At 26.9% G+C, this 15,608-nt stretch carries 14 protein-coding genes and 1 riboswitch; of the genes, 12 read left to right on the top strand and 2 right to left on the bottom strand.

The genetic code is table 11. The features are described from left to right. Positions 1–56 precede the first annotated feature (56 nt). Together NG901_RS00360 and NG901_RS00365 are read left to right on the top strand one after the other, a co-directional pair. The gene (locus tag NG901_RS00360; RefSeq protein WP_252211664.1) at positions 57–1,640 is read left to right on the top strand and encodes an esterase/lipase family protein; all 1,584 of its coding nucleotides are present in this window, start codon (positions 57–59) and stop codon (positions 1,638–1,640) included. Between the two features lie 141 nt (positions 1,641–1,781). Further along, entirely contained in the window at positions 1,782–2,561 is a 780-nt protein-coding gene (locus NG901_RS00365; protein ID WP_252211665.1) for a nitrilase-related carbon-nitrogen hydrolase, read from the top strand. A 104-nt stretch (positions 2,562–2,665) separates the two neighbouring features. On the opposite strand, the gene bcp is transcribed toward NG901_RS00365, so the two are convergent. Further along, positions 2,666–3,118 carry a thioredoxin-dependent thiol peroxidase gene (gene bcp, locus NG901_RS00370; RefSeq protein WP_252211666.1) on the bottom strand — a complete coding sequence of 151 codons (453 nt, stop codon included), beginning with the start codon at positions 3,116–3,118 and terminating at the stop codon, positions 2,666–2,668. A gap of 159 nt (positions 3,119–3,277) precedes the next feature. On the opposite strand from bcp, the gene NG901_RS00375 reads away from it, so the two are divergent. The 4 genes from NG901_RS00375 to NG901_RS00390 all read left to right on the top strand — a co-directional run bounded on the left by NG901_RS00375 (position 3,278) and on the right by NG901_RS00390 (position 7,921). Next, the gene (locus NG901_RS00375) at positions 3,278–4,456 is read left to right on the top strand and encodes an amidohydrolase (protein WP_252211667.1); all 1,179 of its coding nucleotides are present in this window, start codon (positions 3,278–3,280) and stop codon (positions 4,454–4,456) included. A 201-nt stretch (positions 4,457–4,657) separates the two neighbouring features. Next, positions 4,658–4,924 carry a metal-sensing transcriptional repressor gene (locus NG901_RS00380; RefSeq protein WP_252211668.1) on the top strand — a complete coding sequence of 89 codons (267 nt, stop codon included), beginning with the start codon at positions 4,658–4,660 and terminating at the stop codon, positions 4,922–4,924. 263 nt (positions 4,925–5,187) lie between these two features. Then, a complete protein-coding gene (locus NG901_RS00385) occupies positions 5,188–7,617 on the top strand; it encodes a heavy metal translocating P-type ATPase (protein ID WP_252211669.1) in 2,430 nt (809 codons plus the stop codon). 100 nt (positions 7,618–7,717) lie between these two features. Further along, on the top strand, positions 7,718–7,921 hold the full coding sequence (locus NG901_RS00390; RefSeq protein WP_252211670.1) for a heavy-metal-associated domain-containing protein: 204 nt from the start codon (positions 7,718–7,720) through the stop codon (positions 7,919–7,921). Positions 7,922–8,065: 144 nt separating this feature from the next. Here the strand turns inward: NG901_RS00390 and phnD are convergent, their stop codons facing one another. Further along, a complete protein-coding gene (gene phnD, locus NG901_RS00395; protein ID WP_252211671.1) occupies positions 8,066–9,946 on the bottom strand; it encodes a phosphate/phosphite/phosphonate ABC transporter substrate-binding protein in 1,881 nt (626 codons plus the stop codon). Positions 9,947–10,461: 515 nt separating this feature from the next. Here phnD and NG901_RS00400 point away from each other — a divergent pair. From NG901_RS00400 to NG901_RS00425, 6 genes are all read left to right on the top strand, one after another. Beyond that, positions 10,462–10,761 (top strand): hypothetical protein, encoded by a 300-nt coding sequence (locus NG901_RS00400; protein WP_252211672.1) that lies wholly within the window; start codon positions 10,462–10,464, stop codon positions 10,759–10,761. Between the two features lie 522 nt (positions 10,762–11,283). Next, positions 11,284–11,661, top strand: a complete 378-nt coding sequence (locus NG901_RS00405; RefSeq protein ID WP_252211673.1) for a GntR family transcriptional regulator — start codon at positions 11,284–11,286, stop codon at positions 11,659–11,661. After that, positions 11,661–12,521, top strand: a complete 861-nt coding sequence (locus tag NG901_RS00410; protein WP_252211674.1) for an ABC transporter ATP-binding protein — start codon at positions 11,661–11,663, stop codon at positions 12,519–12,521. The genes NG901_RS00405 and NG901_RS00410 overlap by 1 nt, the downstream gene beginning before the upstream one ends. Continuing rightward, positions 12,521–13,168, top strand: coding sequence for an ABC-2 transporter permease (locus NG901_RS00415; protein WP_252211675.1), 648 nt, complete (start codon positions 12,521–12,523; stop codon positions 13,166–13,168). Before NG901_RS00410 ends, NG901_RS00415 begins: the two co-directional genes overlap by 1 nt. Before the next feature lie 257 nt (positions 13,169–13,425). After that, a complete protein-coding gene (locus tag NG901_RS00420; protein WP_252211676.1) occupies positions 13,426–14,376 on the top strand; it encodes a hypothetical protein in 951 nt (316 codons plus the stop codon). Positions 14,377–14,609: 233 nt separating this feature from the next. Continuing rightward, positions 14,610–14,693: riboswitch (cyclic di-GMP riboswitch) on the top strand. A gap of 92 nt (positions 14,694–14,785) precedes the next feature. After that, the gene (locus NG901_RS00425; protein WP_252211677.1) at positions 14,786–15,547 is read left to right on the top strand and encodes a prepilin peptidase; all 762 of its coding nucleotides are present in this window, start codon (positions 14,786–14,788) and stop codon (positions 15,545–15,547) included. Positions 15,548–15,608: the final 61 nt, after the last annotated feature.

The raw sequence follows: 15,608 nt of genomic DNA on the forward strand, positions 1-15,608 counted from the left end.
AAATAATGTCTTTGCTTTTAAATTACCTAAATTTAATTTTAATGAGGTGAAGTGTAATGAAGAGATCTTTAGTAAAAATTTTAGGAATTACTGCTTTAGCAATTTCAGTTGCTTTTACAAGTTTTTCAGCACCTGTTATGGCTGTTGAATCAACAAATTCAATTATTATAGAAGAGAGTAAATCATCTAATGATTTTATTTTGAATGAAATTGAAAATAGCACAAAAAATGAACCAACTATAGAAAATAATAAAGAGAATTTAAATGATGAAAGTTTAAATCATGAATCAAATAATAAAAAAGAAGAAGATCAGCTAAATGAAGTTAAAGAAATTTTAAAAGAATCAAAAACGGAGAATGAAGCTGAAGGTTTAGAAATACCAGATACAATAGAATTACCTAATAGTGAAGATTTCGATAGTAAATCAAAAGTTGAAGCTCAAGGTGAAATTATAGAACAAGAACCATTACAATATCCTGATATTAAAAGTGAAGTTATTGAGGAAGGAAACAAATATCCGATAGTATTAGTTCATGGATTTATGGGATTTGGAAGGGATGAATTATTAGGATATAAATACTGGGGTGGTATTGTTGATATTCAAGAAAGTTTGAGGAATCAAGGATACGAAACTTACACAGCAACAGTAGGTCCTGTTTCAAGTAACTGGGATAGAGCTTGTGAGTTATACGCATACATAGTTGGTGGAACAGTTGATTATGGTGCAGCACATGCTAAAAAATATGGACATGAAAGATATGGCAGAACTTTTGAAGGTATATATAAAGATGTAAGTGATGCTAATAAAATTCATCTTATAGGTCATAGTATGGGTGGACAAACAGTACGTACACTTACTCAACTTTTAAGTGAAGGTAGTGAAGAAGAAAGAAATTATGATCAAGAAAATATATGTGCTTTATTTATGGGTGGAAAACATTGGGTTAGAAGTGTTACCACAATATCAACACCTAATGATGGAACAACATTATCAGATGTAATGCCAGCAAAAAAATTGATAAATGTTTCATTGGGAATATTAGGAACAATAAATGGGAAAGATAATTTATCTAATTGTTTATATGATTTTAAATTAGACCAATTTGGACTAAAAAAACAACCTGGAGAATCATATATAAATTATAATAAAAGGGTTTTAGATAGTAATATATGGTCTGGAACAAAAGATATAGGACCATATGATTTATCAACTTATGGAGCTGAAGAACTAAATAAATGGGTAAAAGCTCAACCTGATGTATATTATTTTTCATGGGTAACAAAAGCTACAAAAAAATTATTAATAACAGGTTATGCTGTACCACAAATAGGTCCTATGAATCCATTATTTTATCCAAGTGCAACTAAAATGGGAAACTATACACGTAATTATAAAGGTCCTATTATAGATGACGAATGGTTTGATAATGATGGCATTGTAAATTCAATAAGTCAAGAAGGTCCTAGATTAGGTTCTAATGATGTGATTAAAAAATTCAACGGACAACCTAAAGTTGGTCAATGGAATGTTATGCCAACACTTATAAATACGGATCATATGGATATAGTTGGAACATTTGGTGATGTAGAAGATTGGTACATTGATTATGCAGAACAGTTAAGTAATTTACCTAGATAAAAAAATAAAATATAATTTGCTAAAGAATGAAATACCTTGAACTGAAATTAGTTTGAGGTATTTTTATTTGTAAAACTGGTTAATTTTAGTTGTATTAAAAATAAAATATATATTAATATTAATAAAGAAGGAGGCGTTAATATGGTTATAGGAATTGGTCAAATTGATATAATATGGGAAAATGAATTAATAAACATGAATAAAGTTGAAACTTTAATTAAAGAAGCATCAAGAAAAAATGTAGAATTAATACTTTTTCCAGAAATGACTTTAACAGGAGTAACATTAAATATAAATAAGTTAACTTTATCACAAGATAAAATAATCGAATGGTGTCGTGAATTAGCTATAAAAAATAATATAAATATAGGTCTTGGATATGGTAAGAAAATTGATTCCAAGGCATTGAATAATTATCTTATAATATCTAATTTTGGAGAGGTTATATCTGATTATACTAAAATACACTTGTTTACATATGGTGGAGAGCCAAAAGCATATCATAATGGTATGAACATTCAAAATTATAAAATAGGACAATTTTCTTTAGCATCATTTATTTGTTATGACTTAAGGTTTCCTGAAATTTTTCAAGTAGCTTCAAGAAATACGCAGGCAATAACTGTCGCAGCTAATTGGCCAAAGTCAAAAATTGAAGAATGGATAAGCTTTTTAAAAGTTAGAGCGCTAGAAACTCAAAGTTATATTATAGGTATCAATAGATTAGGAGAAGGTGACGGAATAAAATATAATGGCCAATCTGCTATTGTCAGTCCATGGGGAGATATATTAAATGATTTAAGCGATAAAGAAGAACTTATAATACAAGAAATTAAATTAGAGCAAGTATTTAAATCAAGAGCGAAATTTAATGTTAAAGATGATAGGAGAGAGGATCTATATAAAAAATATTATAGCTGACAATAAAGTCAGCTATAATTAAAAATTAGGTATGTGAATCAAAAATTAGTTTTTAAAAATTTATTAAAAGAAAATACAAAATTAAATTGATTTTCTAAATATAATTATATATTAGATAACACTTCTTCAATATGTCCTTTTACTTTAACTTTTCTAAATTCTTTAACAAGTATTCCGTTTTCATCGATTATAAAAGTGCTTCGTTCAATTCCAAGAACTTTTTTACCAAACATATTTTTTTCTTTTATAACATCATATAACTTGCAAACTGTTTTTTCTTCATCACTTAATAAGATAAATGGCAAATTAAATTTGCTTATAAATTTATTGTGTGAATTTAAATTATCCTTACTTATTCCGATAACTACAGTATTTTTATTTTCAATAATATTATAATTATCTCTGAAATCACAAGCCTCAGCTGTACATCCAGGTGTATTATCTTTTGGATAAAAATATAAAATTACTTTTTTACCTTTATAATCATTTAAACTGTGGATTTTTTCATCACACCCTTGAAGAGTAAAATTAGGAGCTAATTCACCTATGTTAATCATAATATTCACCTCCGAATATATTTAATATTATATAATAATTATTATTATTTATCAAGACATATAATATAATAATTATTAAAAGGTAGTTTATACAGTAGTATATATTTACATAACTAAAATGGATGCTATAATTTAAGGTATATTACAGGGGGAATAACAATGATTAATGATAAGCTGTTAGAGAAAATAGATAATTTGGAAGAAGAACTTATAAACTTGTATCATATTTTGCATCAAAATCCAGAACTATCAAATGAAGAGTTTGAAACTACAAATATGATAAAAAAATTACTACAAGAAGTAGATATAGATATTTTACATACTGATTTAAAGACAGGCCTTATAGCTGAAGTGAAAGGTAATCCTAATGGACCAATAGTTGCAATAAGATGCGATATAGATGCTCTACCTATAAAAGAAGAAAGTGTTTTGTCTTATAAATCTAAAAACAATGGTAAAATGCATGCGTGTGGTCATGATTTTCATATGGCAGCAATTTTAGGTGCAGCTTATTTAATAAAGAAAAGCCAAAGAGATTTAATAGGAACAGTTAAATTTATATTTGAGCCTAGTGAAGAAAGTTCAAAAGGAGCTAAAAAAATAATTGATACAGGAGCTTTAGATGATGTTGAAGCTATTTTCGGTTTGCATAATGTTCCTAATTTAGATGTTGGGATAATCGGAATAAAATCTGGAGCAATGACAGCAGCTGTGGATAGATTTGAAATAAAGATATCAGGTATTGGGAGTCATGCAGCAAAACCGGAAAAAAGCATTGATCCAATTATAATATCATCAAATATTATAAATGCTCTACAAACTATTATAAGTAGAAATGTAAGTCCAATTAATGATGCACTTTTAAGTATAACTCATATAGAAAGTGGAAATTCATGGAATATAATACCTGACTATGCTTATATGGAAGGAACAGTTAGAACATTAGATAAAGAAACAAGAGAGTTGATTCCAAAAAGAATGAGTAGTCTTATTAATGGAATAGCAGAGTCATTTGGAGGAAAAGCTGAATTCATATGGCATCAGGGACATCCAGCTACAAATAATGAAAAAGAATGGGTAAATATTGCATCTCAAATAGGAAAAAGAATGGGATATAAGGTAAGTGAAAATTCAATGGGATTAGAAGGAGAAGATTTTGCTTATTATCAAGAAACTATTCCAGGTGCATTCATAATTTTTGGAACAGGCAAATCATTTGCACATCATCACCCTAAATTTGCAGTAGATGAAAATGCAATAATAAATTGTGCTAAATACTTTGCTAATTTATCAGAAGAAGCTTTATCGATATTGGTTAAAAAAAGACATAAGTTATAAGAATAATACCTTAATAAATTTAAAATACTAAGTTTATTAAGGTATTTTTTTGTATAAGAAATTATAAAATATTAACATTCACTTAAAACATAGCTAAATTTAAAAATCTGGTAAAAAATATAATATTCTTGACAAATTTATAAACAAGTCTATAATTAGATATAAATACAGACCCCCTACCCGGGGGTGGGAGGATAAAGCATGAGTGAAGAAAGAAAAAAAGCATTACAATCTTTAAAAACAGCAAAAGGACAAATTGAAGGGATAATAAAAATGATAGAAGATAATAGGTATTGTATAGATGTAGCAAATCAAATATTAGCGGCACAATCATTACTTAAAAAAGCTGATTTAATGATATTACAAGGGCATTTACGTCATTGTGTTAAAGAAGCATGTCTTAATAATAATCCCGATGAAAAGATAGAAGAAATGAATAAAGTATTAGAAAAAATACTTTCTAAGTAGGATTTAAAATATAATTTACAACATATTTTAAATGTGTTGATGTTATAGTATAAAAGCTCGTGGACTGAGAAATTTACTTTAAGAAATCTAAAAATAAAGATTAGTCTAATTAATGCGTGTTCCCAATGAAACATTGTGACAAGCAATTAATTCAACAAATCTTCATTAAGAATTCTAAAAAGCAAATTTCAATGCCACTGCGCCTATATACAATAACATCAATATTGCTAATAAATATATTTATAAAAAGAAAGGAATAATGTATGCAAAAAAAATCATTTAAGATTAATGGAATGACATGCTCAGCTTGTGCAAATAGAGTTGAAAGAGTTGTTGGAAAATTAGATGGAGTAGAAAAATCTAACGTTAATTTTGCAACTGAAACTCTTAGTGTTGAGTTTGATGAAAATAAACTACAAGATAAAGACATAGAAGAAAAAGTCGTAAAAGCTGGATATGGTGTTAAGAAAAATATAAAAACTTATAACTTAAAAGTAGAGGGAATGACTTGTTCAGCATGCGCTAATAGAGTTGAAAGGGTAACTAAAAAGCTAGAAGGTGTTCAGGAATCAAATGTTAATTTTGCTACTGAAAAGATAACTATAGTGGTTGACGAAGATTTAGCAGGATATTCTGACATAAAAGCTGCTGTAGAAAAAGCAGGTTATAAAATTGAAAAAGAATATAAAGCTAAAGAAGGTAATAAAGATAGCAATCCAGCTAAAGAATTGCTAAATAGATTTATAATTTCTGCGATACTAACAGTTCCATTACTAATAATTAGTATGGGGCATATGGTGGGAATGTATCTTCCAAGTATAATTGATCCAATTATCAATCCATTAAATTTTGCTTTAATACAAGTTGTATTGACACTTCCAGTTATGTTAGTTGGATATAAATTTTACAAAGTAGGAATAAAGAATCTTTTTAAATTAAGTCCTAATATGGATTCATTAATATCAATAGGAACCTTAGCAGCATTTTTATATGGAATATTTGCAATAGTTAAGATAAATCAAGGTAATAGTGAATATGCAATGCATTTATATTTTGAATCAGCAGCTGTAATATTAACATTAATAACACTTGGTAAATGTTTAGAAGCTGTATCAAAAGGAAAGACATCTCAAGCAATAAAAGCATTAATGGGTTTAGCTCCTAAAAATGCTACTGTTATAAGAAATGGCATAGAAACTATTATTCCAGTTGAAGAAGTTGTTGCTGGAGACATTGTTTTAGTAAAACCAGGAGAAAAATTACCTGTAGATGGTGAAGTAATAGAAGGCATTACATCAATTGATGAATCTATGCTTACTGGTGAAAGTATTCCTGTAGAAAAAGAAACTGGAAGTACTGTAATTGGCGCAAGTATAAATAAAACTGGATTTATTAAATATAAGGCTACTAAAGTTGGAAAAGATACTGCATTAGCTCAAATTGTTAAATTAGTTGAAGAAGCTCAAGGATCAAAAGCACCTATAGCAAAATTAGCAGATGTTATTTCAGCATATTTTGTACCTATAGTTATAGGTTTAGCTGTAATTTCAGCAGTTGCATGGCTTGTAGCAGGAGAGTCAATGATATTTGCATTAACTATATTTATATCTGTATTAGTAATAGCATGTCCTTGTGCATTAGGTCTTGCAACCCCAACAGCAATTATGGTTGGAACAGGAAAAGGTGCAGAAAATGGAGTTTTAATAAAAGGTGGAGAAGCCTTAGAGACAACATATAAATTAAACACAATAGTATTTGATAAAACAGGAACTATAACTGAAGGAAAACCTAAAGTTACAGATGTTTTAGTTAATAATATAACTGAGAATGAAATATTAAGCTTAGCAGCAAGTGCTGAAAAGGGGTCAGAGCATCCACTTGGAGAAGCAATTGTAAAAGAAGCTGAAGATAGGAAATTAAAGTTAAAAGAAATTAATAAATTTAATGCAATCCCAGGTCACGGTATAGAGGTATTAATTGACGAAAAAAATATTTTCCTGGGAAATAAGAAGCTAATGAAAGAAAAAAATGTAGATATATCGTCATTAGATGAACAATCAGAAAGATTGTCTAATGAGGGAAAAACACCTATGTATATATCAATAAATTCTGAATTAAAAGGCATAATAGCTGTTGCTGATACTGTAAAAGAAAATAGTAAAGAAGCTATAGAGAGTTTACATTCAATGGGGATAAAAGTTGCCATGATTACAGGTGATAATAAGAATACTGCAAACGCAATAGCTAAACAAGTTGGAATAGATATAGTTTTAGCAGAAGTATTGCCAGAAGATAAAGCAAATGAAGTAGCAAAATTGCAAAAAGATGGAGATAAAGTTGGAATGGTTGGAGATGGAATAAATGATGCTCCAGCTCTTGCTAAAGCTGATATTGGTATAGCAATTGGTTCAGGAACTGATGTAGCAATTGAATCAGCAGATATAGTTCTTATGAAAAGTGATTTAATGGATGTTACTACAGCAATAAAACTAAGTAAAGCAACCATTAGAAATATAAAAGAAAACCTAGCATGGGCATTTGGATACAATATATTAGGAATACCAGTAGCAATGGGAATACTACATATATTTGGTGGCCCATTACTAAATCCTATGATAGCTGCAGGTGCTATGAGTTTTAGTTCAGTATCAGTATTATTAAATGCACTAAGACTAAGGAACTTTAAAGCTTAATGTTAGACTAGCCATTATACTACAATATCAACACTGTTTTAAAACATAGCCTTATTTTAAAGTGTAAATAGAAAATAATATTTTAAGGAGGAATAGATTTATGAAAAAGACAATTATAATTGAAGGAATGAGCTGTAATCATTGTGTAGGTCATGTAAAAGAGGCATTAGAAAACTTAGCTAATGTAACATCAGTAGAAGTAAATTTACAAGAAAAATGTGCTACAGTAGAAACAACAGAAAGTGATTCTGTTTTAAAAGAAGCAATAGAGGAAGAAGGTTATGATGTTGTAGAAATAAAATAAGATTTTTAACGGCTATGTTTTACTAACATGTTGATATATGCAATAGGAAAAGTGGACTAATTTCAATTACTTAGTCCACTTTTCGTATGCATATATTAACATATTTTAAAGTATAATGGTTAATTAAAAATAGATAGTTATGAATTAATCTTTCACAACTGATCTAATTAAGTTATAGTCATTATCATTTGCTTCAATGAATCCATTAACTGGTGTAGTTATACCTTGGAAATTGTTGAAGTGTACAAAGGCATTTTTAATAGATTCTGCTCTGTCTAAATCCATATCTGGACTAACAGCAATAGCATCTTTTTGAATATTATCAGTCATAGAAACTATAATTAAATCATCTAAATTAATACCATTTTCTTTTGCTTTATCAAGAGCCTCATTATAAGTTGCACCAGCATCAAATGATCCATTTAAAACTCCATTTATTACATTATCATGGCTTCCAGCAAAAGAAACATTAGAGAATAATCTATCAGGATCCATTTTATTTGTTTTTAAAATATGTCTAGCATATAAGTATCCTGATGCACTATTTTTATCTACATAAGCAAAGCTTTTGCTTTTCAAATCTGCTAATGTTTTAATTCCAGAATTTTTGTTAGCTATTATATATCCATTATAATAAGTTTTGCCATTAACTCTAGGGGTTACCAGTGGTGTGACATTTGCTTTGTTTTTAGCTATAACATAAGCAAATGGTGAAAACCAACCCATATCAATAGTACCTTTTTTGATTTGATCGCTAAGAGCATCATAATCTTTAACAATTATCATTCTTGGAGTTAAGTTGATTCCTTTAAGTAATCTTTCTAGGATAGGAAGATACATCTTCTTTATATCAGCAGGAGATGTGAAAGGATTAATACCAACTATAACTTCATTTTCTCCTTTAAGGTGACTCATTTGATATTGTAAATTTTCAGATACACTACTTAGTGCAGCACAATAATCAAGTAATTGATCAGTTTTATTTTCATGTCTTTCAATCATATCTATTGAGTCAAGAGTTTCTCTATTTGTATCCTCTATAGTATGAGTTAAATGTGTAAGAGCTTGTTCAATATCAAATGCAATTTGAGTATTTGATTTTGATACATCTGTTAAATTTAAAATAGAAGTCTTAATATGTCCCATAGCTACATAGCTGTCAGATAAAATTTCAATAGTTTCATTAGAAATAGAATCAAGTTCAGTTATTGTTTTTTTAGAATTCTCAGTAGCTGAATTAGTATCAGTTATATTATCAAGAAGATCTTTAACTATACCATCTATTTCTCTTGCAAATTTATCTGTTTCATCAGCAAGTTTTCGTATTTCATTAGCTACAACAGCAAAGCCTCTTCCTGCTTCACCAGCACGAGCAGCTTCAATTGATGCATTTAAAGCAAGTAAATTTGTTTGACTAGAAATATCATGTATGTATTCAACAAATTTAATTATGCTTTTTGAAGAATCATGTAATTTTGAATTTATTTGTAAAGAATCATCAGAAATTATTTTCATTTCTGATAATAGTGAAATTATATTACTAATAGAAGTTTTACTTTTTTCAAGTACTGTAAGGGTATCATTTGTTTCGGTTTCTACAGTTGATATACTTTCATCAATTTTTTCACAACTAGAAACAACTTCATGTATACCAGATTCAACAGTTTCAATACATGCTAAGTTAGTAGTAGAAAAGTCAGAAATAACTTTATTTTTTTCAACTAAATGAGAAAATGCTTCTTTACTTTGTTTTGAAATCCATAAAAGATGTTCAACATCAAATCCCATTGTTTCAATCATAGAGTGTACATTTTTAAATACTGTATCCTTATCATTTGATAAATCGTTATCATCACTATTATCGTTGGATTTAGATTTATCACAGTAATATAAATAAGAAATTATTATAAGCAGAGTAATTAGTGATAAAGATAATTCTACAATAGAGTTATCTGTACCAAAAGCGATAAAGATGTTACATAATATACCTAATATTATTGGAAATAAGTACTTATTTAATTTCATAAGTTTTTCCCCCTTGTTTTATGTAATAATAAGGTCAAAATATAAATACAAGTAAATTATCCCACAAAGGTAATTTAAATTCAATATTAACAATGAATTACTTGAGTACAAAAGTATAAATAGTGTTTTAAAAGATATACATTATATTACCTAATATAATAATAGGGAAATTTTTAGTATTGTGTTGATATGTGCATAAGCAAATTGGACGTAGTAATTGAACTTTATCTATTGCATATATTAACATATATTTAAAATACAACCAATAATAAAAATAAAATTTATGGATTAGAAAAACAAAGAAAAAGCGAGATAAAACTAGAAAAATATGTGAAGAATTAATCTTTAGATTAATAAATTAACTTGCAAAAATATACGAACGTATGTACGATATAAATATAGAATTTTAAAAAATAAACTTAAACTACATTGTTCATATGTAGTTTATTAATAAAATAAATACAATAAGTTTAGCTTGGGCTACACTACATATATTTGAAAGGTGGTCAATTCTCATGGAAATTATAAAATCTAAAATAACATTAAAAGAAGTAATAGGAATGGATTTAGCAATAAAAAAAATAATAAATAAGATTGAAAAAAAAGATTATAATAATGATTTATGGTGGAAAGAAAGCTCTCTATATGAAAGTGCTAGTATGATTAGTAATGCAGAAAAAAGAGGCGAAGAGCGTGGAAAAAAAGAAAAATCATTAGAAATTGCAAGTAAATTATTATTGATGGGATTAAATTTAGAAGAAATTGCAGAGGTTATAGGGTTACCAGTTAATGAATTATTATATGAAGTAAAATAATAGTTTAAATATGAGTTGAATATTTTATTTCAGACAAGAAGGTAAAATTAATTTATAATTTTTAGGATATGTTTTAGCAGAGTGTTGATATATGCATAAGCAAAGTGGGCGGAGTAATTGAACTTAAGAACACTAAAATGAGTATAGTCCCATTTTAGCTTGTTCCCAATATAAAATTAGGACAAGCAGTAAATGTAACAATACTCATTAAGGGTTCTAAAAGTCCATTTACAATGCCACTTCACCTATTGCATATATCAACACTGTTTTAAAACATAGCCAATTTTTAAAATAGAGTTATTGAATTTAGTAATGTGAATTCAATGGCTCTTTTTCTGTGTAAGTTACTTTTAAAATCCTCTGCCTATAAGCTTTATGAGCAATATCAACTTTTTTTATATAGTACATTTATTTTGAGACATAGCAACTATTATAGAAAAAATTTTAGTAACTATTGACTATAGTGTTCATACTGTATATAATACAACATATACAGTACATACTTTAAGGAGGAAAAACTGATTGAAGATATTATTATCTAATAAATCTGATTTACCTATTTATGAGCAGATAAAAACACAGATTAAGGAACAGATAATGTCTGGTAAAATTGCAGAAAATGAATTTTTACCATCAATAAGACAATTAGCTAAGGATTTAGGTATAAGTGTTATTACAACAACTAGGGCATATTCAGATTTAGAAGAAGAAGGATTTATAGCAACTATTAGGGGAAAGGGAAGTTTTGTACTTCCTAAGGATAATGAAATGGTAAAAGAGCAATATTTAAAAAGAATTGAAGAAGCTTTTACTGCTGCAATTGAAAATGCAAAATTAGCAAAGGTTTCAAAAAGTGAACTTATTATCATTTTAGAAAATTTGATTGAGGAGGATAAGTAATGAATGCACTTGAAATAAGCAATTTAAATAAAAAATTTAAAGATTTTAGCTTAGAAAATATAAATTTAAGCTTACCTAAGGGATATATATTAGGGTATGTAGGGCAAAATGGGGCAGGAAAGACTACAACTATAAAACTTATTATGCAGCAGTTAAAAGCAGATAGTGGAGAAATAAGTGTATTTGGAAAGAAGTACAAAGGAAATGAAGTTGAATTTAAAGATATGATTGGATTTGTGGGGGATGAATGTTACTTCCCACAAGGTTTTAAGTTAAAAGACGTGATTAATACATTAAAAGATTTTTATCCATCATTTAATGAAGATAAATTTAATCATTATGTAAATTTGTGGGAACTACCAAGGGATAAAAAAATTAAAGAGTTTTCAAAGGGAATGAAAATAAAACTAACATTTGCAAGTATATTTGCAAGAAAAACTAAATTACTTATATTAGATGAACCAACAAGTGGACTTGATCCTGTTATTAGAAATAATATTTTAGAATTACTACAGGAATATATAGAAGATGGTGAAAAGAGCGTATTATTTTCCACACATATTACAAGTGATTTAGAAAAGATAGCTGATTATATATTTTTTATAAATAAAGGAAAGATGATATTTAATGATACTAAAGATAACATTTTAGAAAAACATTTTGTGGTCAAAGGTGGAAAAGAAGACTTAACTACTAATATCAAGGACAAATTGATAGGATATAAAAAATCAAATGTTGGATTTCAAGGGGTAATATATGCTGAGGATAAAAAATATTTAGATGATGAATTACTAATTGAAAAACCATCTATTGAGGAAATAATTGTATTTTATATAAATAGTGGAAAGGAGGATAAATAATGAATGCTATAAATTATTTAAAGTTTGATTTTAGAATAATAAAAGGAAACTTGAAGTATTATTCATTGTTTTTTATAGCCTTTGCCATATCAATGCTTTATTCAGAGAATAATATTAATGCAATGAGTTACTTATTCTTTGTTTTAATTATTGTTGCAATATTACCATTTAGTTCAGAAGGCAATAAAAAAAGTACAGAAATGTATTATATGTTTCCGTCTAAAACATCAAGTATGGTAATGGGAAGATTTTTATATTTAATAATATTAAATATTATTGTATGGGTGATAGAAATTTCTACAATGATACATTTTTATAATATTGGTTCAATCGAGATGTCTGAAATTATTTTAATATGTTTTGCAGGGATAATTGCTACAATCGTATGCATGATTCAGTATTCTGTTTATTATAAATTTGGAATGGAAAAGGGAAGAGCTATTCTAATGCTAGTATATATGGTTCCAGCATTTTTTATATTTGCATTACCATCTATATTAAGTGAAAGAACTATTCCTAATAATATATTAAATCTTATGATAGCTAATAAAACAATTATAGGAATTACAACTATTATTACAATAATAGTTGTCGGAGCAATATCATACTTAATATCATGCTATATTTGTGAAAATAAGGATGTATAGAAACAATTATAAAATTAAGGTTAATTTAAGAAAATGTTGATATGCGTATCAGGAAAATTGAGTTATAATAGGATAATAAAGACAGTAAAATTATTAAATAATGTTAATACTTCTTAATTTGAAATAAAACTTATTAAGGCAAATAATATATTTATTTAAAAGAAAAAAATTATCTGATTTTTAATATGTTTTAGATTAAGCTTAAGATATTATAAATTGAATTAATTTAAAAACAAGTATAAATAGGGGGTAAAAAAATGAAACTTAAAAAAACATTATCAATTGTTATGGCAGCAACATTATCTATTTTTACTATTGCAGGATGTAGCGAGCAAGGAAAGAATTATTCAAAAGAATTAAATAATTTAACAAAATGGGAGGCAACATCTTCAGAATTTACAGGAGAAATGTCTATAGAAGCTAATGGAGAAAATGAAAACTTCACATTTTCTGGTACAAGCTATATGAAAGGACAAACTCAAGGTCATATGAACTTTAAGTTTAATAGTAAGTCAGGAAAAATAAATATACCAGAATTAGATATGTATTTAGATAACGGAATATCATATATTAGCAAGAATTATTATACACAAAATTTCACACTAAATGGAATAGAAGCGCCAAAGAGTATTAGTAATATATCTGCTGACTATATTGGAATAGATTCAGGATTAGATATGAATTCATTAATAGAATTAACTAAGTCACCTGACTATTTATCAAATTTATCTACTCAATTATTCGGAAAAAATAATGATGTAGAGATACCAATGAAACAAAATGGTAGAGAATATTCTGTAAATATGGATAGTGATCAAATAGTTGACTTAGTATCAAAAGGAATATCAGGTTTATCAGAAAACTTAGATAATAGTAATTCTACATTTAAATTAGGACTAAATGAAGAAATGATAAAAACATTAAAAGAGGGTGTAAAAGATCCTTCATTTAAAACAATGTTAGAACAAGCAAAACCTATGCTTAATGGATCAAATATTTCTACTAAAGAAAAGTTTACTGATGATAGCTATACTGCAGAATTTAATATGAACGTGCAAATAGCTGGTATGGCAAAAATAAATATTAAAGTTAACTCTACTAGTAAGAAGGCAGAAGTAAAAGATGTTTCAATGCCAGTTAATAGAGTAACTTTCACACAAGAACAATTTATGAATATGATGATTCCAGAAGATACTCAAGCTAAATAAGAAATAATTTTTTAAAATATAAATTTGAATAAGATAAACCAATTTAAGTTGAGAGAACATCAATTTAAATTGGTTTATTTTTTATTATAAAGTTAATTTTGTATTTATTATGAAATGGTTTTATAAATAATAAAAATTAAAAAATAATTCCAATTTTAATAAAAGGTTGGTATAATTATATTAACAAATAAAAGTAAAAAATATAATAAAAGTAAAAAATAATAAATTATAGAATAAAAGTTGGAAACTGTGAATAGTTCTCTTAATTTGGGCACCTTGAGGATTATGAGTTAATGGTGCACCCGGCCAACAAATTAGTTAAATTAATTAATTTAACTAATTTGTTGGTTTTTTCTATATATAAATATATTTAATTAAACACATTGGAATTGGAGTGGGAGGAATATGAATGTTAAATTATGGATTAGTAATTATATTAGGATTAGTTATAGGTAGTTTTTTAAATGTATGTATTTATAGAATTCCACTTGAGCAATCAATTTCTTATCCACCATCTCATTGTGCAAGTTGCAATCATAAATTAAAACCAATAGATTTAGTTCCAATATTTAGTTACTTATTTTTAAAAGGTAAATGTAGATATTGTAAAGAAAAAATTTCAATAATATATCCATTAGTGGAAATACTTAATTCCATATTATATATTATTATATTTTTAAATTATGGATTAAGTTTAGAATTTTTTAAATATAGTATATTAAGTTCATTATTAATAGTAATAGGAATGATAGACTATAAAACTCAAGATATATATACATCAACTATAATATTTGGAGTAATATCTAGCGTGATTTTTATAATAATAGATTATTTAGTTAATAAAAATGCAATTTCAACTTATATTTTAGGGGGAATAATTGGATTTTTAGCATTAGGAATTATAGTTATAATAACTAAAGGTATGGGCATTGGAGATGCTGAAATTACATTAGTTTGTGGTTTGTTTTTAGGAATAAAGGGAGTAATTGTGACTTTGTTTTTAGGAATAATAATAGGGGGAATAGTTGCAGTTATTATTTTAGCTTTAAAACTAAAAGATGCAAAAGATTCCATGGCATTTGGTCCATGTTTATCCATAGGTGCAATTATGTATATGTTATGGGGAGACATGATAATAAATATTTATTTTAGAATAGTAGCCATAATATAAAATATTTTTAAATATAGGAGAGATTGTAATATAAGAAATAGAAGAGAGTGGGTGAATGTTT

It is taken from the genome of Clostridium sp. CMCC3677 (assembly GCF_023845585.1).
Classification (GTDB): domain Bacteria; phylum Bacillota; class Clostridia; order Clostridiales; family Clostridiaceae; genus Clostridium; species Clostridium aquiflavi.

What these genes read in the sequence shown, in the direction of transcription:
- NG901_RS00360 (WP_252211664.1), top strand. Translation starts at nt 57, where the DNA reads ATGAAGAGATCTTTAGTAAAAATTTTAGGAATTACTGCTTTAGCAATT.
- NG901_RS00365 (WP_252211665.1), top strand. Translation starts at nt 1,782, where the DNA reads ATGGTTATAGGAATTGGTCAAATTGATATAATATGGGAAAATGAATTA.
- bcp (WP_252211666.1), bottom strand. Translation starts at nt 3,118, where the DNA reads ATGATTAACATAGGTGAATTAGCTCCTAATTTTACTCTTCAAGGGTGT.
- NG901_RS00375 (WP_252211667.1), top strand. Translation starts at nt 3,278, where the DNA reads ATGATTAATGATAAGCTGTTAGAGAAAATAGATAATTTGGAAGAAGAA.
- NG901_RS00380 (WP_252211668.1), top strand. Translation starts at nt 4,658, where the DNA reads ATGAGTGAAGAAAGAAAAAAAGCATTACAATCTTTAAAAACAGCAAAA.
- NG901_RS00385 (WP_252211669.1), top strand. Translation starts at nt 5,188, where the DNA reads ATGCAAAAAAAATCATTTAAGATTAATGGAATGACATGCTCAGCTTGT.
- NG901_RS00390 (WP_252211670.1), top strand. Translation starts at nt 7,718, where the DNA reads ATGAAAAAGACAATTATAATTGAAGGAATGAGCTGTAATCATTGTGTA.
- phnD (WP_252211671.1), bottom strand. Translation starts at nt 9,946, where the DNA reads ATGAAATTAAATAAGTACTTATTTCCAATAATATTAGGTATATTATGT.
- NG901_RS00400 (WP_252211672.1), top strand. Translation starts at nt 10,462, where the DNA reads ATGGAAATTATAAAATCTAAAATAACATTAAAAGAAGTAATAGGAATG.
- NG901_RS00410 (WP_252211674.1), top strand. Translation starts at nt 11,661, where the DNA reads ATGAATGCACTTGAAATAAGCAATTTAAATAAAAAATTTAAAGATTTT.
- NG901_RS00415 (WP_252211675.1), top strand. Translation starts at nt 12,521, where the DNA reads ATGAATGCTATAAATTATTTAAAGTTTGATTTTAGAATAATAAAAGGA.
- NG901_RS00420 (WP_252211676.1), top strand. Translation starts at nt 13,426, where the DNA reads ATGAAACTTAAAAAAACATTATCAATTGTTATGGCAGCAACATTATCT.
- NG901_RS00425 (WP_252211677.1), top strand. Translation starts at nt 14,786, where the DNA reads ATGTTAAATTATGGATTAGTAATTATATTAGGATTAGTTATAGGTAGT.